This window comes from Dyella marensis (genome assembly GCF_900112865.1).
Classification (GTDB): domain Bacteria; phylum Pseudomonadota; class Gammaproteobacteria; order Xanthomonadales; family Rhodanobacteraceae; genus Dyella_D; species Dyella_D marensis_A.
On the sequence record NZ_FONH01000032.1, the window covers coordinates 1 to 20,944 of the forward strand.

Sequence of the window (20,944 nt, forward strand, 5' to 3'; positions counted from 1 at the left end):
GTGTCGATGGCGTGGACGGAGGCGTCGGTGCCGTCGGTGGGAATGAGGATGTGCGTGTACATGGTCGTCTCCCTTATGACTCGCCTGCCGTGCGGTTGGGGCGCGGCGAGGGCGGGTGACGGTTCCGGTATCCGCTGATTGGGGTGAGGTTGCAAGTGGTGCGCTTGGTGTATTGATTTCCTTCAAGTTGGAATCCTTCTCCCTCCGGCGACCCGAAGGTAGTCCCCGTGGGAGAGCACGCGGGGAGCGCACATGGATGTGCGCGGCTCTGAGGAGCGAGGAAGGTGGCGGCAGCCGGATGAGGGTACGGGCGCAGTCGAGCGCATCACTCCGCCCGTACCCTCACCCCAACCCCTCTCCCGGAGGGAGAGGGGCTCTGCGTTGCGGCATTCTCCCCTCCATCCGCCATAGCCAAAAAGAAAGCCGCGCCCTTGCAGGCGCGGCTTTCCCAGCAGACCAGGTCGGACTTACCAGATCTTCACCCGCTGCTTCGGATCCAGATAAAGCTTCTGCCCCGACTGCACCTTGAACGCGTCATACCACGCATCCAGGTTGCGCACCGTCTGCGCGCGGAACGAACCCGGCGAATGCCCATCGCCGATCACCTGCGCACGCAAGGCCGCATCGCGCGTCTTGGTCCGCCAGGACTGCGCAAAGGCCAGGAAGAAGCGCTGGTCGCCGCTCAGTCCGTCGATCACCGGCGCCGGCTTGCCGCCCAGCGACTTGACGTAGGCGGCATGCGCAATCGCCAGGCCCGACACGTCGGCGATGTTCTCGCCCAGCGTCTGCTGGCCGTTGATATGCAGGCCCGGCAGCGGCTCGTAGGCGTTGTACTGTTCGACCAGCTTCTGGCCGGCGGCCTTGAAGTGGGCCTGGTCTTCCGGCGTCCACCAGTTGGCGAGGCGGCCTTCGGCGTCGAACTCCGCGCCGGTGTTGTCGAAGCTGTGGCTGATCTCGTGGCCGATCACCGCGCCGATCGAACCGTAGTTGGCGGCATCGTCCGCCTTCGGGTCGAAGAACGGCGCTTCCAGGATCGCGGCCGGGAAGTTCAGCGCGTTCTGCAGCGGCAGGTTCACCGCGTTCACCGTCTGCGGCGTCATCCACCACTCGCCCTTGTCCACCGGCTGGCCGAGCTTGGCTAACTGGTGCTTGTACTCGAACTCCTGCGCACGCAGCGAGTTGCCGAGCGCATCGTCCGCCTTGACGTCCAGCGACGAGTAATCGCGCCAGGTTTCCGGATAGCCCACGCCCACTTTGAGGGTGGCGATCTTGGCCTTGGCCTTCTGCTTGGTGACGGGGCTCATCCAGTCCAGCGTGTCGACGTGGTCGTTGAACGCGGCCTTGATGTTGTCGACCATCTGCGCCACCCGTGCCTTGGACGAGGCGGGGAAATAACGCTGCACGTAGATCTGGCCGACGGCATCGCCCAGCGCATCGCCAGTGGAGCCCACCGCGCGCTTCCAGCGATCACGCTGCTTCGGCGTGCCGTTCAAGGTGTGGCCATAGAAGTCGAACTGCGCGTCGGCATAGGCCTTGGGCAGCAGGCCGGCGCTGTGGTTGAGTGTGTGGAAAGTCAGCCAGTCCTTCCAGGTCTGCAGCGGTTCGCTGGCGGTGAGGGCGGAGAGCTTGCTGATCGCTTCCGGCTGCCACGCGATCACGGTCTTCTGGCCGGACAGGCCGGCGGCGGTGAAGTAAGCGTTCCAGTCCAGGCCCGGCGCCTTCTTGGCGAAGTCGGCCATTGCCCACGGATTGTTGGCCTTATGCACGTCCTCGCTCTCGACGATGCTGGCCTGCGCCTTGGCGATCTTGGTCTCCAGGGCGAGGATGGCGGCCGCCTTCGCGTCGGCATCCTGCGCGCCGCTCTGCTTGAGCAGGCTGGCGATATAGGCCTGGTACTTGGCGCGATAGCCCTTCATCTGGGCGTCGTCGTTGAGGTAGTAGTCGCGGTTGGGCATGCCGAGGCCGCCCTGCAGCAGGTACGGCACGTTGTGCGAGGGATCTTCCAGGCCTTGCGTGACAAACAGGCCGAACAGGTTTTCCGTCCACCAGTTGGTGGCATTGATCGGATCGACGTCGGAGCGCAGCGTGCCGCCGAGCACGCGCGAGAGGTCGGTCTTGTTCTTGATCGCGTCGACCTCGGCCAGCTCCGCCTTGATCGGCGCCAGGCCATTCTTCTCGATCGCCGCCTCATTCATATACGCGGCGTAATAGTCGGCGATCTTGCGCTCGTTGCTGCCGGCCTTGGGGTTGCTCTTGCCGGCGTCGCGGATCAGTTCGGCGTTGCGCTGCTCCGCCTTCTCGAACACCTTCAGGAAGATGCCGGTGCTGGAGCGGTCGGCCGGGATCTGCGCGGTCTTGGCCCAGTTGCCGCTGGCGTAGCCGTTGAAGTCGTCGCCGGGCTTCACGCTGTGGTCGATGCCGGCCAGGTCCACGCCGGAGGCGGAAGCGGGGGCGGGAGCGGCATGCGCGGTGGCGCAGGCGGCCGCGATGGCGGCGGCGAGAATCCAGCGATTCGACTTCATGGTGAATCTCCTTGGCATCGAGGGTGGAAAAAAGGTGGCTCACGATAGACCCCGGGCCGCTGGCGCGGAGACATGACCAATGGGCTAGCGGCCGGCGAGGCACTAGACGACCGGTCTAATGGTGGCTAGAGTGCGCCGCCATGATCGCGACGGCCCCCTCCACCGACGTCCGCCAGCACATCCTCGATGTGGCTCGGCCGCTGTTGCTGAGCAAGGGTTTCACCGCCGTGGGTCTGGCCGAGGTGCTGGCCGCGGCGCGGGTGCCGAAGGGGTCGTTCTATCACTACTTCGGTTCCAAGGAGGCCTTCGGCGAGGCCGTGCTGGAGGACTACTTCGGCAACTACCTGGCGCATACCGACACGCTGTTGGCCGGAGAAGGCACGGCAGCGCAGCGCCTGTTGGCGTTCTTCGACGACTGGTTGGATTCGCAGACCGGCGACGAAGCGCAGAGCCGGTGTCTCGCGGTGAAGCTGGGCGCGGAAGTGTGCGATCTCTCGGAGAGCATGCGCACGGCGCTGGAACGCGGCACCGGTGGTGTGATCGAGCGGCTGGCGCGCTGCATCGAGGATGGGCGCGCGGATGGTTCGGTGGTGCCCGCATGGGAAGCACATGCGGTCGCGGCGATGCTCTACCAGAGCTGGCTGGGCGCGAGCCTGCTGGCAAAGATATCGCGCAACCGCGCGCCGCTCGACACGGCGGTGATCGGCACCCGGCAACTGCTCGGTTTGCACGACAAGGTTTGAGGCGGGATCTGCGCAAGCGGCCCGCCTTTTTCGCACCTTACGACTAGACGATCGGTCTAATTCCCCACAGGAGTGATCCCCATGCCCCAGAACGACACCGTCAACCGCCGCCTCGTCCTCGCCGCGCATCCGAAGGGTGCGCCGACGCCGCAGGATCTGCGCCTGGAAGAAGTGCCCGTGCCGCAACCCGCCGAAGGCCAGGTGCTGCTGCGCACGCTGTATCTGTCGCTGGATCCGTACATGCGCGGCCTGATGAACGTAGTCGGCCCGAGCTATGCCGAGGCGGTGAAGCTGGGCGCGCCGATGGCGGGCGGTGCGGTAAGCCGGGTGGCGGCGTCGAAGCATCCGCACTTCAGGGTTGGCGACCTGGTGTTGGGCAATGCGGGGTGGCAGGACTATGCGTTGTCGGATGGCAAGGATCTGATGCCGCTCGGCGACATGGCGCGTCCGTCGCTGGCGCTCGGCGGCCTGGGCATGCCGGCGTTCACCGCGCACTACGGCTTGCTGGATATCGGCCAGCCCCAGCCGGGCGAGACGGTAGCGGTGGCTGCGGCGACCGGTGCGGTCGGTTCGGTGGTGGGGCAGATTGCGAAGTTGAAGGGTGCGCGTGTGGTTGGCATTGCCGGTGGTGCGGACAAGTGCAAGTACGCGGTGGAAGAGCTGGGCTTCGACGTGTGCCTGGATCGGCGCGATCCGGAGTTGGCGAAGAAGCTGGCCGAGGCTTGTCCGGACGGTATCGACGTGTATTTCGAGAATGTCGGCGGCGATGTGTTCGATGCGGTGCTGCCGCTGCTCAACAACCATGCACGCGTGCCGGTGTGCGGGATCATTGCGCACTACAACGACAAGTCGCTGCCTGACGGACCGAATCGGCTGCCGTTGGCGATGTCTACCGTGTTGCAGAAGCGCGTGCGGATGGAGGGTTTCATCATCCTTGACCACTATGGCGAGCGGTTCCGGCGGTTCTCCCGGGAGATGGGGGAGTGGATAGCCACCGGGAAGGTGAAGGTGCGCGAGGATGTGGTGGAGGGGTTGGAGAATGCGCCGCAGGCGTTTATCGGGCTGCTTGAGGGGAAGAACTTCGGGAAGCTGGTGGTGAAGGTCGCCGACTGACCGGCGAAAACCTGCTCTTGCTTGTCAAAAGAGCCGGCGCAGGTTGGGGTGAGCGCAGCGAACCCCAACGTCGACACATCGATGTGCACCGCAACGTTGGGGGCGCCTGCGGCTTACCCCAACCTACCTTCCTGCGCAGGAATGGCGAGCAAAAGAGCTGGCGTAGGTTGGGGTGAGCACAGCGAACCCCAACGTCGACACATCGATGTGCACTGCAACGTTGGGGTGCGCCTGCGGCTTACCCCAACCTACGCCGGTTGTTCACGCCGGTTGTCGTTGCCGTTTCATGAGCGGATACGCCATGGTCATGGCAACCGCGGCTCGCGGCGCGAAGCCGGCATGCCATCCGCATGGAACTCCAACGCCACCGGCTGGCCCTTCGCACCGCGCACGACGTGGATGTAGTCGGTGCCATCCCCGGCGTAATACAGTACGTCGCCCGCCGCGATTGCCAATTCGCGCTCCGGACCGCCGTCGCGCCGGATCGTCAGCTTCGCATCGCGCACACCCAGCGTATGCACGCTGTCGCCGGATATGCGATAGCTTCCGGCCAGCGGCTGCATCTCGCGCACGGATAGCGCGCGAGGTGTCCAGACCGTATACGGATCGCCAACCGCAAGCGCACCCAGCCGGTGCGCAAGCGCGCGAGGATTGGGACGGCCGCCATCGGTATTGGCAAGCACCACCACCGTGACATCCTGTTCGGGAAAGTAGGTGTACTGCGTGGCGAAACCGGGAATGCCGCCGTTGTGCTCCCACACGGGCTTGCCGCGCACCGTGCCGGTGGCGACACCATAGCCGTAGGGCACCTGCTGTCCATCGGAGGTGGTCTTCGGACTGGTCATCGCGCGGCGCCACTCGGGCGGCAACAGATCGCCGTGCAGTGCGCGCAGGAACTTGAACAGATCGTCCGCCGTGGACGTCAACGCGCCGGCGGCGCCGGGGCCGGTCATGCTGGCGAAAGCCGCGTGCGTTGCGTTGCCCCTTTCATCGACGCTGTAGCCCTCGACCTGCCCCGGCACGATCTGTTCGTCGCCGGCATAGAGCGTGTGCTCCATGCCCGCCGGCACCAGCACGAGATCGTGCATGGCGCGATCCCAGGGCTGCCCGGTCACGCGCTCGATCACCGCACCCAGCAACATGTAGCCGGAGTTGCTGTAGCGCCACGCCGTGCCCGGCGCGAAATCGGGCGCCTTGTCTGCGATGCGCTTGACCAGCGTCCGGGTGTCGAGCGCTTCGGCCGGGTTGGCCTCCCAGTCGTCGCCGATGCCGGCGGTGTGGTCCAGCAGCTGTGCCAGGGTGATGTGCGAGCCATTGGGGAAATCCGGCAGGTAGCGCGACAGCGGATCGTCCAGCGACAGCTTGTGCGCGGCCGCGAGCTCCAGCACGGTGGCGGCGGTGAGCGTCTTGGTGATCGAGCCGATATGGAAGCGCTGTTCGGCCGACAGCGGCACGTCCAGTTCGAGATTGGCCACGCCGGCCGCGCCGCGGAAAAGCACTTGGTCACCCCGCGCCACCAGCGCCACGGCACCTGGGTTGCCATGGGCGATATCGGTGGCGAGCATGGCCTGCGCGCGCATGGCGAGATCTTCGGTGGCCGGCGCCGGAGAGGCGAGGCAGGACAGCAGGGCGAGCAGGCCGGCAGTGCGGAAGTAGTTCATGACGCCCCTGCATGCGTGGGTAGTAGCCGGGGACTGTAGCAGCACGGTAGGTTGGGGTGAGCCGCAGGCGAACCCCAACAATGCGATGCGCCTGGAGTCAACGATGTTGGGGTTATGGGCTGCATCAGCAGCCCACCCTCTGGGCCATCCGCTGCGCGGATGTTCGCTACGGCATCCTGCCTTCGCAGTCGCCTGCGGCCCACCCCAACCTGTGCCGGTTTTCTACTCCGCGCCGAGCAGCTCGATCTCGGCCAGCGCCGCCTTGGCCTCGTTGCCGAAGCTCACCCGGTACCACGCATAGCTGCCGGGCTTGCCGATGGTGAATGCGCGCGTCTGCCCCGGCCATGGGAAGCGTTCGCCGTGACGGCTGTCGAGCACGGTCCATTGCTTGCCATCGTTCGATCCTTCCAACTTCCAGTCGCCAGGCGCATTGCCGTTGATGGACGAAGTGAGCGTATACATCGCCAGCTTCGCCGCCGCCGGCGCATGCCAGCGCACGACGGCATGTGCATCGAGCGCGCTGTCGGTGCGTCCATCGTTGTCGAACAAGGCATCGATCTTGGCGATGCCGGTCGCCTCGCGCTCGCCCTTGCCGCCATCGGTGAGATCGCGCAGCGGCTTCGGCCCGGCCGGGCCGCTCAACGATGCCGGCAGCGCCGCTTCGTCGCTGGCCCGGTGCGAAGGCTCCGGCCCCATCTCGAAACTCAGCGTCGCCCCCTTGGACAGCAACTCGTGCGGCAGGGTCAGGCGATGCCACGGTTGTCCATTCACCCGCAGGCCCTGCACATAGCGGTTGCGGTCGCTGACCTGCGGCGCATCGATCACGATGTGCCTGCCGCTGTCCAGCTTGATGTCCATATGCGGGAAGAACGGCGCGCCGATCACGTACTCCGGTGCGCCCATGCGCAACGGATAGAAGCCCGCGGCGCTGAACACATACCAGGCCGACATCTCGCCGTTGTCTTCGTCGCCGGGATAGCCCTGGCCGATATCGCTGCCGGCATACACGCGCGACAGCAGGTCGCGCACCTTGTCCTGCGTCTTCCACGGCTGCCCGGCGTAGGCATACATGTAGAGGATGTGGTGCGAGGGCTGGTTGCTGTGGCCGTATTGGCCCATGCGGATGTCGCGCGCTTCGAGCATCTCGTGGATCGGCTCGCCGTAGCCGCCGACATGGAACTCGCCGGGCGTGGCGAAGAACTGGTCCAGCTTGGCCGCGAGCCTGTCGCGTCCGCCGTACAGCGCGGCCAGGCCGGCGCCGTCATGCGGGGCGTGGAAGGCCATGTTCCAGGCGTTGGTCTCGGTGTAGTCGTCGCCCCAGCGCAGCGGGTCGAACTGCGCCTTGGTGTAGCGCCACTTACCCTTGGCGTCGCGGCCGACGAAGAAGCCGATCTCCGGATTGAACAGGTTGACGTAGTCCTGCGCGCGCGAGTGGAAGTACGCCGCGTCGGTGGCGTAGTTGGCGGCGTAGGGATCCTTGGCGTCCTTGCTTGCAGCCAGCGCGGCGGCGAGGTTGCCGATGGCGAAGTCGTTGATATAGCCGTCCATCGACCAGGACAGGCCTTCCTTGGTGCCGGTGTCGACGTAGCCGTTGAAGTTGGAGCGCTCCAGCCCCTTGCGGCCGGCACCGGCAATCGGGCTGAGCACGGTCGCGTCCTTCAGTGCCGCCTGGTAGAAGCTGCGCACGTCGAAGTTGTGGATGCCCTTAAGCCAGGCATCGGCAAAGGCCACGTCCGCGCTGGTGCCGACCATCAGGTCCGCATAGCCGGGCGAGGACCAGCGCGCGATCCAGCCGCCGTCGCGATACTCCTGCACGAAGCCGTCGATCAGCTCGCCGGCCTGCTTCGGCACCAGCAGGGTGTAGGCCGGCCAGGCGGTGCGATAAGTGTCCCAGAAGCCGTTGTTGACGTAGACCTTGCCGTCGAGCACGCGTGCGCCGGTGTGGCTGGGCGTGTTCTCGCCGCTGCCGGCGGAGAACGGGCTGGCGTAGCGGTACATCGGCTTGGCCTGGTCGCCGACGTTCTCGTAGGCGGAGTTGGGATAGAGGAACAGGCGGTACAGGTTGGAATACAGGGTGACCAGCTCGTCGTGGCTGGCGCCTTTCACGGCGACGATGCCGAGCTGTTCGTCCCAGCGCTGGCGGGCACGTTCGCGCACGCTGTCGAAGTTGTCGTTCGGGGCGATCTCCAGCGCGAGGTTGTGCTTCGCCTGCTCGACGCTGATCAGCGAGGTGGCGATGCGCAGGTTCACCGTCTTGTGCTTCGCGGTATCGAAACCGAACCAGGCGGCGACGTGATCGCGGCCTTCGCCGGTGAGCTTGCCGCTCTCGCTGACCGGCTGGTCGACTTCGGCATAGAAGAACAGGCGCGTGGCGCCGGTGGACAAGCGGCTCTTCACGTCCGAGTAGCCGCTGAAGCTGCGCCCGGAAGGGTCGAGCGTGATGCCGCCCTGGTCGGTGCGGTTATCGAACACCAGCTGGCTGCGAGCGTCGCGGAAGGTGAAACGGAACATCGCCGCGTGGTCGGCGGGCGCGATCTCGCCGACGATGCCATTGTCGAATCCCACCTTGTAGTAGTCGGCGCGCGCCACTTCGTTGGCGTGGCCGAAGCTGAGCGCACGCGCCTTGCGGTTGGCGGTGGGCGCGCCGCTGGCGACGCTGGCCGGCATCAGCTGGAAGGTCTGGCGGTCGCCCATCCACGGGCTGGGTTCGTGCGACAGCACGAAGGCTTCCAGGCGCGGGCGGTTGTCCTCGCCGTTGCGCTGCTGGTACTGGTACATCCAGTCCGAGCCGGCGTCGGTCACTGGCGCCCAGAAGTTGAAGCCATGCGGCAGGGCGGTGGCGACGACGTTGTTGCCGCGCGAGAAGTCCGCGTTGGAGTTGGTGCCGCGCAGGGTGCTGACGTAGTCGCTGGGGCGCGTGGCGGTATCCGCCGGCGCGTCGCCGATGCGCAGGTCGTCCAGATAGCCCTCCACCGCGCCGGCGGGACCGTCCTGCGCGAGCACGATGCGCTTGATGGTGCGGCCTTGCGCCACCGCGGCGACGTCGACCACCAGGCGGTTCCACTGGTTGGGATAGAGCGTGCGGCCTTCGCCCTGCGCGCGTGCGCTGGCGCCGACACGGTGCTGGTCGCGCGCAGCGTGCGCGGAGAGGCGCGTGCCGTCGTCGAGGATCAAATCCACCGCGGTGTAGGTGGACGGGTTGGCGAGGTTGTCGCCGACGGTGACGGGGAACAGCAGGTACGAGAGTTGCGTGTGCGCGCCAACCGGGAGGTTGACGTCGAACAGCGCCGCCTCCTGCGGCTTGCCACCCTGGCCGCGGTAATGCAGCGAATGCAGGCCGGTGAAGCCGACGCCGGGCTTGGCGGTGAGTACGACGGTTTTATCCGGGCCGCCGGCGAGGTCGATCGCGAGAGATGATTTGGACGTCTGCGGCGTGGGATCGCCTTGTTCGAAGGAGCTAAAGAAGCCGCCGTCCTGGCTGGCATGGGCCAGCGGCAGGGCGAGCAGGAGAGCGCAGGTCAGGAGACGCGGAGCGGAGATGCGGAGCCGATGGCGCATGCGTAGGTCTTCCCCTCTGGGGCGCGCGGTGCGTGGGGGACCGGGCGCGGAAGTCCGGATTTGAATCGTTCTAAATGGGGTGTGTCAAACGGCAGCGCAGCATGCCTGCTGCGCTGCTGCCCCTCTGCGAGGGGCAGCAGCGCAAGGGTGATGAGCTCCGCTCCGCCCGTACCCTCATCCGGCTGCCGCCACCTTCTCCCGGTAGGGAGAAGGGTTCCACTTTGAAGGTTGAGGAATAACCGTAGCGTCCGTGCGTAGCTCGACGTAGAGCCCCTCTCCCTCCGGGAGAGGGGTGGGGGTGAGGGTACGGGCGGAGCGCGGAAGTAATGCGCTCCGCTTCGCCCGTACCCTCATCCGGCTGCCGCCACCTTCTCCCGGAGGGAGAAGGGTTCCACTTTGAAGGTTGAGGAATACCGTAGCGTCTGTGCGTAGCTCGACGCAGAGCCCCTCTCCCTCCGGGAGAGGGGTTGGGGTGAGGGTACGGGCGGAGCGCGGAAGTGATGCGCGCCGCTCCGCTCGCACCCTCATCGGCTGCCGCCACCTTCTCCCGGCGGGAGAAGGATTCGCAATGGAGATGTCGATTCCACCCGCCCACATTCGTCATCCTCAAGCACCCGGCGCAAGATGCCCCGGTCAACTCCCTCTCAAGCGAGCCGAACATGACCAACGACGTTTCCCCCGGATCGCACGACCACCACCACGAGCGCCGCCGCTGGATCGCGCTGCTGGTGCTGTGCATGGGCGTGCTGATGATCGTGCTGGACACCACCATCGTGAATGTGGCGCTGCCCTCGATCAAAACCGACCTGAAGTTCACCGACACCGCGCTGGCCTGGGTGGTGAACGCCTACATGCTCACCTACGGCGGCTTCCTGCTGCTGGGCGGGCGGCTGGGCGATCTCTACGGGCACCGGCGCTTCTTCCTGCTTGGCATCGCGCTGTTCACGCTGGCCTCGCTGGCCTGCGGCTTGTCGCAGACGCAGGGCTTCCTGGTGGCCTCGCGTGCGGTGCAGGGGCTCGGCGGTGCAGTGGTCACCGCGGTGGCCTTGTCGCTGATCATGGACCTGTTCACCGAAGCGGCCGATCGCGCCAAGGCGATGGGCATCTACGGCTTTGTCTGCGCCGGCGGCGGCAGCCTGGGCGCGATGCTCGGCGGCGTGCTGACCAGCACGCTGACCTGGCACTGGGTGTTCCTGGTGAACCTGCCGATCGGCATCGCGGTGATCGTGTTCGCGCCGAAGCTGCTGCCGGCGACCAGGGGCGCCAGCGATACGCGCCATCTCGACGTGAGCGGCGCGGTGACGGTGACCGCGGCGCTGATGCTGGCGGTGTACGCCATCGTCAACGGCAACGAGCTGGGTTGGACGTCCGCGCGCACGCTGGGCGAACTGGCGGTGGCGGCGGTGCTGCTGGCCTTGTTCTTCGTGATCGAAGCGCGCGTGCGCAAGCCGCTGATGCCGTTGCGCCTGTTCGTACGGCGCAACATCGCCGTGTCGAACACGGTAGGTGTGCTGTGGGCGGCGGCGATGTTCGCCTGGTTCTTCCTGTCCGCGCTGTACATGCAGCTGGTGCTCGGCTATGGGCCACTGGAAGTGGGCCTGGCCTTCCTGCCGGCCAACCTGATCATGGCGCTGTTCTCGCTGGGCATCTCGGCCAGGCTGGTCATGCGCTTCGGCATCCGCAAGCCATTGGCGGCCGGGCTGGCCCTGGCCGCGCTGGGACTGTTGCTGTTCGCGCGCGCACCGCTGGATGGGCACTACGTCATCGACATCATGCCCGGGATGATCCTGCTGGGCCTTGGCGCTGGCATCGCGCTGAACCCGGTGCTGCTGGCGGCGATGAACGATGTGGAGCCGTCGGAGTCGGGCCTGGCCTCGGGCCTGGTGAATACCGCTTTCATGATGGGCGGCGCGCTGGGCTTGGCGGTGCTGGCCAGCCTGGCAGCAGCGCAGACGGGCATGGCCCTGGCGGATGGTGCCGGGCGTGGCGCCGCGCTGCTGGTCGGTTATCGCGCCGCGTTCCTGGCTGGTGCCTGTTTCGCCGCGCTGGGCGCGGTGCTGGGCGCCACGCTGCTGCGGCCGCGCGATGTCGCGGCATCGGAGGCGGCCATGTCGACGCACTGAACTGCGCGATTCGCCGCGCGGCGCGACGTGGTGCGATGTAGGTTGGGGTGAGCGAATGCGAACCCCAACATGCGTATCCATGTGGCGGTGCGTTGGGGTTCGCTTACGCTCACCCCGACCTACGCCTTACGTACGGAGCGAGAACAAGCTCACTTCTCGATGCGGTAATTGAGGCTCGCACGATTGAAATCCGTCGCGCTCTGCGCCTCGAAGTTCCAGCGGTGGCTGAGCCGGTAGCGCAGCGTGATCACCTGTCCAGGTTCGAACAGCCCCACGCCATAACTCAGGTACAGGCGCGGCGACAGGAACTTGCCCACGGTGAAGGCCGACGTGCCGCCCAGCGCCTCATTGCTCGACACGCCCACATCGTCGATGCCCAGCTTGCTGCCGACACTCTTGGCCAGCAGGTCGCCCGCCGCCGAACCCAGCGCCTGCGCCGCCGCGCCGACCATGTCGCCTTCGCCGCCCTTGACCTGCGACAGCGGCTTGCCGGTGATCAGGTAGGACAGCGCATCCGACTGCTCCATCACCGGATTGGAGAACACGGTAAGCACCGGACGCTGCGCCGTGCCGGAGACCATCAGGCCGACCTTCTGGCCTTCGTCGATGGTGGCGTTCGGATTGAGCTTGCGTGCCGCGCGGATATCCAGGCCGGGGTTGTCGATCGGCGTGCCGGCGAACAGCAGGCGGCCCTGTTCGATCTGCAGGTTCTGGCCGTAGGCCTTGTAGATGCCGTCGACGGTGATCTGGCCCTGGCCGGTGGTGGCGCGGCCGGGGCGCTCGCTGACGGTGAGCGTGCCGCCGAGGCGGCCGTCCAGGCCGAAGCCGACCAGGTGCGTCTTGCGGCCGAGGTTGACCTTGACCGAGGCGGTGATCGGCAGCGACTTGGCTTTCTCCGCCTGCTGCTCCTCATCGACCACGACGACGTCGGGCGAGGCCTGGGTGGCGCCGGCGCCTGGCAGGCGGGAGACGTCGATGTCGGCGGTGTCGAGCGTGACATCGCCGCCGACATTGATGCCTTTGGCGTCCTGGGTGATCTGCAGGTCCGGCGACACGATCACCTTGGCCGAAGGAATATCCGCCGCGGTGAACTGGCTGCCCTTGAGGTTGATCGCGGTGGTGGCGCCTTCGCCGAGGCCGGCGTGACCGTCCACGCGCAATGAACCCTTGCCGGACTGCACGCTGCCGCCGATCAGGAATTGCCTGGCATCGGTGGTGCTGACGGTGAGCTGGCCCTGGGCGAGCTTGAGGCCGGCCGAAGGCACCTCCGCGGCGAAGCCGGTTACCGTGGCCTGGCCCGCCACCAGCGGCTGCGCCAACGTGCCGCCGAAGCGGAAGCTGCCGTTGGCGGCGCCTTTCACGTCGGCGACTTCGTTGGTGAACAGCTCGATGAACTTGAGGTTGTTGAGATGCAGTTCGAGCTGGCCGCCCAGCGCCTGCTGCGCGCCGTTGAGCGCGAGCTGGCCGTCCACGCGGCCGCCGTCGTTGAGGCCCGCGTGCAGCGTGGCGCTCTGGCTGGATGGGCTGAGCTGCGCCTGCACGGCGAGTTCGTTGTAGGAAAGCAGCGGCTGGTCGGCACGATCGACATAGGTGATCGTGCCGCGCGGCGAAGTGATCGAGGCACTGCCGCTGAGCGCGCCGGCCGCGTTGCGGCGGATGCTGCCGCTGCCGCCCAGCGTGCCGTCGGCGCGCATCGGCAGGTCAGGGCCGGCGAAGGTCATCAGCAGCGCCAGCGGCAGGTCGCGCAAGCGGTAGCTGGCGTCGAGATTGCCGGCCTTGTCCTGCTTCGCCGCCACGCACAGTTGCGGTTCGCCGGCGGTGAGGCACAGCTCGGACAGGCTCATCGCACCGCCGTCGTAGGACAGCTGCGACGGCTGCTGCAGATGCCAGCGCGGAATGCCCTGCGGCTCCAGGTCCAGCGTGGACAGCGTGCCGTTCCACGCGCTGCCCTTCATGCTGCCGCTGAGCGCGACGCGGGTGGACAGCTGCTGGCCGCTGGCCTGCAGGGTGAGGCTGTGGCGCGATGCAGTGCCATCGCCACGCAGTTCGATGCGCTTGAAATCGAGGCCACCGAAGTTGGCGTGGCCGGTATCCAGGTCGAGCTGGCCGCCCGGGTTGCTGAGGTCGGGCAGGTTGGCGGCGAGGTGCAGGCTGTCGACGGTCTGGCCGGCGTAGACGATGCCGTTGCCCTGCAGCTTGGCGTCGAGCGAGAACTTCGGTGACTTGCCGCGCAGGCGCAGGTCGCCTTGCACATGGCCTTGCGCATCCGGCAGCCAGTCGCCGAGCGAGGCGATGGCGAGATCGAGTTGCGCATCGTTGCTGGCGCCGGGCTTCGCGTCGAGCTTTACGGTGCTGCCGCCGGAGGCAAGATCGAGCTTGCCATCGACCACCTGCTGCGGGGTCAGATGCAGCTTGCCCTGCGCACGCAAGGGTCGCTCGCGCAGGACGCCGGTGAGCTTGCGGATTTCCAGCGTGGCGTCGGGCTGGTTTTCCGGCAGCGTGCCCATCGTGGCGATATCGAAATCCAGTGCGCCGTTCCAGCCGGCGAGCAGCTGGCCGGGATCGAGCCTGCTTGCCGTTGCATCCAGCTGCCAGGCCAGCGCGGGCTGCAGGGTGAGCGTGCCCTTGGCCTGCATGCCGCCCTGCGGTTGCTTCAGTTCCAGCGTGTGCAGCGTGATGATTTTCGGCGTGCCGTCGAGATTCAACGCGAGCTTGGCCAGCTTGCCCGGCGGGCCGACGTCGACATCGCCTTCGGCATGGAAGGCGTCCGCGCTGCCGCGCGCCTTGAGGCTGCCCTGGCTGGCGAGATCCTGGCCGGCCAGCGAGGCGGGCAGCAGCAGGTCTTTCCATGCGATGGCGAGATCGCCGCTGACCGGCTGCGCGCCGAGCTGCACGGTGCCGCTGGCTTCGAACTGGCCCTTGATCTGCGGCGAGCCCAGCACGAGCTGCTCGAGCTTCAGCGTCTTGAAGTCATCGCTGAAGCGGGCACGCAGCGGCTGCAGCAGCAGCTGGTAGTCGTTGAGTTCGACCTTGCCCTGCAGCGAGCCGCCGTGGCGGTCGCCGCTGCCTTGCAGGGCCAGGCCGAGCGCGCTCAGCGAGCTGTCGCCGAGCAGCGGCTTGGGATCGAAGCGCGGCGCGTCCAGGCGCGCATTCCAGTCGTAGTTGCCGCGCTGCGCGGCGTCCACCGTCAGTTGCAGGGCGGTGGGCTGGATGAGCTTCAGTTCGGTCTTGATGCGCCTGCCGTCGCCGTGCGCTTCGATGCTGCCGGCGTAGTCCACGCCGGCCACCTTCCAGGCGAAGCTCGCGGCGCCATCGCCCTTCTCGCCGGCCGCGATCACCAGGGCGCCGTTGAGATCGGCATGGCCGTCCGGCGCGAGCAGGTTGAGCTTGCGCAGTTCGATGCCGGCGGCGGTCCATTGACCGGCGAGGTCGAGGCGGTTGGAGGCGAACAACGGTTCGCCGGCCTGCGCGATGCGCACGGCGCCGACATGCACGCGGTCGAGCAGGATGTCCAGCGGGGGCTGCAGGGAGAAGCTGCTTTCGCTGGGCTGTTCCTCTTCCTTCGGCTTGGGCAGCGCGACATCGATGCCATCGACATCCAGATTCAGCACGTGCGCGCGCTTGCGCAGCAGCGGCCACAGGCGCAGGTCGAGCGTGGCGGTGGCGACCTTCACTTCCATGCCCTGGCCGTCGGCGTAGCGCACGCCCTTGAGCAGCAGCGGTCCCGCCAGCCGGCCGTCGGCCTGCTGCACGGTGAGCGCGCCATCGGTGAAGGATTGCGCGCGCGCCAGCGCGAAGCGCAGGCCGGAGGCGCTGCCCAGCAGCCACCACAGTGCGGCGGCGAGGATCAGCAGGAGGATGCCGAAGGCGAGGGCGATGCGCTTGAACCAGGTGGCCATCGTCATAGCCCTCACAAGTCCGGCCCGATCACGAGATGCAACTGCACGCCGTGCTCGCGCTTGTCGTTGATCGGCGTGCCCAGGTCCACGCGCACCATGCCCACCGGCGACAGCCAGCGCAGGCCCAGGCCCGCGCCGATGCGCGGGTTGTAGTCGGTGCCGTTGAAGGCGTTGCCGGCGTCGACGAAGGCGGCCATGCCCCAGTTGCGGCTGAAGTAATGCTCCACCTCGGAGCTGGCCACCAGCAGGTTGCGGCCGCCGATCACGCGGTCGTAGCTGTTGCGCGGGCCGATCGCCTGGAAGCCGTAGCCGCGCACCGAACGGTCGCCGCCGGCGAAGAAGCGCAGCTGCGGCGGCAGCGCGTCGAAATCGTTGGTCCAGGTATAGCCGACGCTGCCGCGCAGGATGAGGCGGTCGCGCCGGGTGAAGGCGCGGATCCACTTCGCGTCGGCGGCGAGCTGGCTGAAGCTGGCGTCGGACAGCAGGGTGCCGACGGTGCTGCGCGCATAAATGTCGATCGACCAGCCGTTGCGCACGAAGGTGGGGTTGTCGGCTTTCTTCTTCGATAGCGAGGCCTCCGGATAGAGCAGCGTGCTGCGGCCGCGCTCGATGCCTTCGACGTCGTCGTTCTCGCCGGCCTTCTTGCCCACGGTGAAGGTGCCGGACAGCGCGTGCATGCCGATGGTGCGCGTCCAGCCGTGCCACAGGCGGGTCTCGTTGGCGACCAGTTCGAGCGTGCGCGACTTGGAGGTGGTGGTGTCGGCGTCGCGGAAATTGGCGCCGAAATTGAACGAACGCTGGTCGTCGCCCGGCATCGGAATCGAATACAGCGTGGACAAGGTCTTCAGGCGCTGCGCCAGCACCAGCTCGTTCTTCCACTTGTGGCCGCTGCGGTTGATCCAGCGCCGCTCCATGCCGGCGCGCACGCCCGCGCCGGTGTCGGTGCCGATGAAGGGGCCGCCGGTATAGATGGTGCGCTTGGCCGGCGCCAGCTGGACGGTGACATCGACCACGCCGTCCCTGGCTTCGTCCACGTCGGGCAGCACGTTGACCACCGAGAAGTAGTCGGCGCCGTTGAGCGCCTGCTGCAGCTGCAGCAGCTGGTCCTGCTGGAAATAGTCGCCGCGCTTGAACGGCACGTAGCGATCGAGAAAGCCGTCCTTGAACTGCGAGCCTTCGAAATGCACCTCGCCGTAGCGGTAGCGCTTGCCGGTCTCCCACGCCAGCGCGATGGTGGCGCTGCGCTCGCCGCGGTTGACCTCCACGCGATGGGTGACCATGCGGGCGGACAGGAAACCGTTGGCGGTGAGCGCACCGGCCAGCGCATCGCGCGTGGCGGTATAGGTGCCATGGTTGAGCTGCTGGCCCTTGAGCCGCTCGACCGCGCGCTCGGCGCGGCGCACCGCGGGAATCTTCATGGCCTCGTCGTCGAGCTTGACCTCGACCGCGCTGACCAGCACCGGCTGGCCCGGCTGCACGTGCAGGGTGACGCGCCAGTCGGCGCCGACCTGCTGGATCTCGCCGGTCGCGCTGGCCTCGTAGTAGCCGTAGGGTTCCAGCGCGGTGCGCACCTGCTCCGGCGCGCGCTCGAACAAGCGGCGCACTTGTGCTTCGCTCGCTTCGCGATTGGCGTATTGCGACAGCTCGACACCGGCGACGACGGGAGCCTTGAGCGTGTCGTCCACCCCATCCACCACCAGCTGCACGCCGGCCCGCGCGAACGGGCTCAGCAACAGCAGGGGCAGGGCGGCCAGGCCCAGGCGTCGCGGTCGGCGCATGTGGGGTTCCATCCGTTGGGGGCGGCAGGCGAAGGGGTCGCCTGCCCCGAGCTTAGCGGGTGGAGGTCAGACCGCAACCTCGCGCTGTCGTTCGTCGGTTGGAGTGAGCGCCAGCGAACCCCAACCGACGGCGGCGTCGCATCAACCGGCCTTGTCGCCTGCCTTGTGCGCGATCCACGCGCCGACCACCGCGGACACGTAGGGAATCGACTGCGCGCCGAGGATGAACATCCACAGCGTGCTTTCCACATAGTACGTGCCGTAGGCCATGCCCATGCCGACCACGCACAGCAGCAGCGCGATCGCCATCAGCATTTCCTCGCGCACCGGCGCGAACGCGGCGAAGTTGCTGCCGCCGAGGCGGCGGCTCTTGGCGGTCACCACGAACGAAGTCTTCTCGCGGGTCAGGCCGTGCAGGATGCCGCGCGCGATCGCATGCGACAGGCCCATGCTGGCCAGCGAGGCCATCAGCGTGTCGTACCAGCTGCAGGGCACGCGGGCGCGGTACAGCACGATGCCGAAGATCGCCTTGGCGAAGAAGAAGCCGATCACCGGTATCAGGAACAACTGCATCGGCAGGGTGAAAAGCTTCGGCGCCGCCACCATGCCGGCGGTCCAGAAGATCGCCATCAGGGTGAAGATCAGATGCAGCGCATCGGCGAACCAGCTGAACCAGCCGGTGAGGAAGTGGAAGCGCTGGCCCGCCGAGAGCGGTCCCTTGTGCGTCATCCAGTCCCAGCGGCCCTTGAGGATCTGCATGGCGCCGAAGGCCCAGCGGTAGCGCTGGCTCTTGTAGGCCTTGAAGTCCGCGGGAGTCAGGCCCTTGCCCATCAGCTCGTCGACATAGACCAGCTCGTAGCCGGCGTGCATCAGGCGCAGGCCGAGCTCCGCGTCTTCGCAGATGGTCCATTCGGACCAGCCGCCGGTACCCTCCAGGGCCGAGCGGCGCACCATGGTCATGGTGCCGTGCTGGATGATCGCGTTGCGCTCGTTGCGGTGGTGCATGCCGATGCGGAAGAAGCCGTCGTATTCCCACGCGGTCATGCGGCGGAAGCGGTTGTGCTCGAAGTCGCGATGCGCCTGCGGGCACTGCACCACGGCTACCTTCGGGTCGTGGAAGTGGCCGGTGAGCGTGGCCAGCCAGTCCTGGCGCACCACGTAGTCGGCGTCGATCACCGCCACCACGTCGGCGCGCGGATCGGTTTCCTTGAGGCCGAAGTTCAGCGCGCCTGCCTTGAAGCCGGGCCAGGGTTCCAGGTGGAAGAAGCGGAAGCGGTGGCCGAGCTTCTCGCAGTATTCCTGCACCGGCTGCCAGATCGCCGGGTCCTTGGTGTTGTTGTCGATCACCAGGACTTCGTAGTTCTCGTATTCCAGTGCCGCCAGCGAGTCGAGCGTGACGATCACCATCTCCGGCGGCTCGTTGTAGCAGGCCAGGTGGATCGACACGAACGGCTGCCTGGCCGGCGGGTCAGGGCGCAGCATGCCGGCGTGGCGCACCCACGAGCGGCGCCACAGCACTTCGGTGAACTCGAAGCCGTTGATCAGCAGGATGGCCAGGATGGCGATCTGCGCCGGGAACAGCAGGACCAGCATGGTCCAGTCGATCCAGCTCAGATAGAAATTGAAGGGCAGGGTGGCCGACCACACCACCAGGCCGCAGGCCAGCTGGATCAGCGCGGCGAAGAAGAAGCGGCCCATCAGCTTGAAGCGGCCGAAGCGGCGGCCGAACCAGACCATCGGCAGCAGGGCCAGCAGGCCGGCGGCGATCGCCTTCCACGGCCAGCCGGTGTCCTCGGTCACCGGGCCGGTGAACGGGAACTTGGGCTGGCGGTCGGCGTTGAACATGCCCCAATACGCTTCGGTGCGGCCGGCCAGCTTTTCCTTCCAGGGCTGGTCGAAGGCTTCCATCACGTAGTAGTCGATCTTCTGCTGCTTGGCCGCGTTGAACCAGTTGCGCAGGAAGATCGCCTCGTCCGACACCGAGGGCTGGGCATACTGGAAGCGGTCGCCGTTGGACGGCCAGCCGATCTCGCCGATCACGATGTGCTTGTTGGGAAACAGGCGCTGCAAGGCCTTGAAGCTGTCCATCGCCTCGCCGATGGCCGCCTCGCGGGATACGCCGTTCCAGTACGGAAACAGGTGGACCGTGATGAAGTCGACGTGATCGGCCAGCTCCGGGTACTTGGCCCAGATATGCCAGGGCTCGGCGATCGACACCGGCTGCTTGAGCGCGGCGCGGGCGCGGTCGGCATAGGCCATCAGCTGCTCGGGCGTGAGGTCGCCGCGGAACAGCACCTCGTTGCCGACGATCACGCGGGTGATCGAATTCGGATAGCGGCGGGCCTGGGCGATCAGCGCCTCCAGCTCCAGCTCGTTGTTGTCCAGGCGGCGGTCCATCCAGGCGCCGGCCATCACGTCCAGCCCTTCGCGCTCGGCCAGGCGGTGGACCTGGGGATTCTGCAGGGTGGAATAGGTGCGGATGCGCGAGGTGTAGCGACTGAGCAGCTTCAGGTCGCTCTCGATCTCGTCCTCGCTGGGGAAATCGTTCTTCAGCGGGTTCTGGTAGCGCTGGAAGGCGGAGAGGGCGAAGCCGCCGATCGGGCCTTTCCAGTCGTTCGGGCCGTGCGGGAGGTTGCCCCACCACCACAGGCCGACGTTCAGGGCCGCGACGATCAGCGCCAGCAGGATGGCTGAAAACAGCGTGGGCCGGCTGGGATGGGTGGCTGCTGCGTCGGTCGCGGTCAAGAACAATCCCCGTGGTTGCCTCTCACACGAGGCGCCAAAGCCTGAGGAGCTTACCGAGGCCGGGCAGCAGGCTCAATAAAGGCGTGCCCCAGGTGGTCAGCGCGAGGTCAGGGCGAGGACCTTGCCAGGCTGGCGTAGGTTGGGGTGAGCCGCAGGCGAACCCCAACGAAGGTGTGCCATTGCCGTGACGGCAGGCGAGCCCCAGGCCCCTGTTGGGGTTCGCCTGCGGCTCACCCCAACCTACGTCGTAGGACCTTCGGTCCTTACTTCAACAGCGAACGCAGCATCCAGGCGGTCTTCTCGTGCTCCTTAAGGCGCCCGGTCACCATGTCCGCTGTGCCCTCGTCGCCGGCCGCATCGGCCACCTTGATCGTTTCGCGGGAGGTATGGGCGGCGATCTCGTGGCCCTCGACCAGCTGGCCGACCATCTCCTTCCAGTCCGGCACGCCGGCTTCTTCCCTGATGGTGGTGAGCTTGCCGAACTGGCTGTAGGAGCCGGGGGCGAACACGTCCAGGGTGCGGATGCGCTCGGCCACTTCGTCGGCGGCCAGCCACAGCTCGTTGTACTGGGTCTCGAACATGGCGTGCAGGCTGTTGAACTGCGGGCCGGTGATGTTCCAGTGGAAGCTGTGGGTCTTCAGGTACAGGGAGTAGGTGTCGGCCAGCAGCTTGGAGAGGTGCTTGGCGACCTGTTCGCGATCTTTCTTGGCGATGCCGATATCGATAGCCATGGGCTACTCCTTCTGGATGAAAAGTCTGTCGTCGAGCTTAGCCGCGGGTCCTGTTAGGAAGAAATGAATGC

Annotated in this window: 10 protein-coding genes; 3 read left to right on the forward strand and 7 right to left on the reverse strand. The window is 66.9% G+C overall.

The annotated features are described in order from the left end of the window. Positions 1-467: 467 nt before the first annotated feature. A complete protein-coding gene (locus tag BM172_RS21125) occupies positions 468-2,522 on the reverse strand; it encodes a M13 family metallopeptidase (protein WP_026636845.1) in 2,055 nt (684 codons plus the stop codon). Between the two features lie 140 nt (positions 2,523-2,662). On the opposite strand from BM172_RS21125, the gene BM172_RS21130 reads away from it, so the two are divergent. Both BM172_RS21130 and BM172_RS21135 read left to right on the forward strand, forming a co-directional pair. Next, entirely contained in the window at positions 2,663-3,265 is a 603-nt protein-coding gene (locus tag BM172_RS21130) for a TetR/AcrR family transcriptional regulator (RefSeq protein WP_026636844.1), read from the forward strand. Between the two features lie 81 nt (positions 3,266-3,346). Then, positions 3,347-4,378 carry an NADP-dependent oxidoreductase gene (locus BM172_RS21135; RefSeq protein WP_026636843.1) on the forward strand — a complete coding sequence of 344 codons (1,032 nt, stop codon included), beginning with the start codon at positions 3,347-3,349 and terminating at the stop codon, positions 4,376-4,378. Positions 4,379-4,683: 305 nt separating this feature from the next. Here the strand turns inward: BM172_RS21135 and BM172_RS21140 are convergent, their stop codons facing one another. Next, a complete protein-coding gene (locus BM172_RS21140) occupies positions 4,684-6,039 on the reverse strand; it encodes a serine hydrolase domain-containing protein (RefSeq protein ID WP_026636842.1) in 1,356 nt (451 codons plus the stop codon). A gap of 222 nt (positions 6,040-6,261) precedes the next feature. Next, positions 6,262-9,597, reverse strand: a complete 3,336-nt coding sequence (locus BM172_RS21145; RefSeq protein WP_026636841.1) for a GH92 family glycosyl hydrolase — start codon at positions 9,595-9,597, stop codon at positions 6,262-6,264. A 659-nt stretch (positions 9,598-10,256) separates the two neighbouring features. Here BM172_RS21145 and BM172_RS21150 point away from each other — a divergent pair. Beyond that, the gene (locus BM172_RS21150) at positions 10,257-11,720 is read left to right on the forward strand and encodes an MFS transporter (RefSeq protein ID WP_026636840.1); all 1,464 of its coding nucleotides are present in this window, start codon (positions 10,257-10,259) and stop codon (positions 11,718-11,720) included. A 149-nt stretch (positions 11,721-11,869) separates the two neighbouring features. On the opposite strand, the gene BM172_RS21155 is transcribed toward BM172_RS21150, so the two are convergent. The 4 genes from BM172_RS21155 to BM172_RS21170 all read right to left on the reverse strand — a co-directional run bounded on the left by BM172_RS21155 (position 11,870) and on the right by BM172_RS21170 (position 20,873). Next, a complete protein-coding gene (locus BM172_RS21155) occupies positions 11,870-15,619 on the reverse strand; it encodes a translocation/assembly module TamB domain-containing protein (RefSeq protein WP_035324254.1) in 3,750 nt (1,249 codons plus the stop codon). Positions 15,620-15,630: 11 nt separating this feature from the next. Then, positions 15,631-17,397: an autotransporter assembly complex protein TamA gene (locus BM172_RS21160; RefSeq protein WP_026636838.1), complete on the reverse strand. Its 1,767-nt coding sequence runs from the start codon at positions 17,395-17,397 to the stop codon at positions 15,631-15,633. A 141-nt stretch (positions 17,398-17,538) separates the two neighbouring features. Further along, positions 17,539-20,142: a glycosyltransferase family 2 protein gene (locus BM172_RS21165; RefSeq protein ID WP_026636837.1), complete on the reverse strand. Its 2,604-nt coding sequence runs from the start codon at positions 20,140-20,142 to the stop codon at positions 17,539-17,541. A gap of 263 nt (positions 20,143-20,405) precedes the next feature. Next, on the reverse strand, positions 20,406-20,873 hold the full coding sequence (locus BM172_RS21170) for a Dps family protein (protein WP_026636836.1): 468 nt from the start codon (positions 20,871-20,873) through the stop codon (positions 20,406-20,408). Between the last annotated feature and the right edge of the window lie 71 nt (positions 20,874-20,944).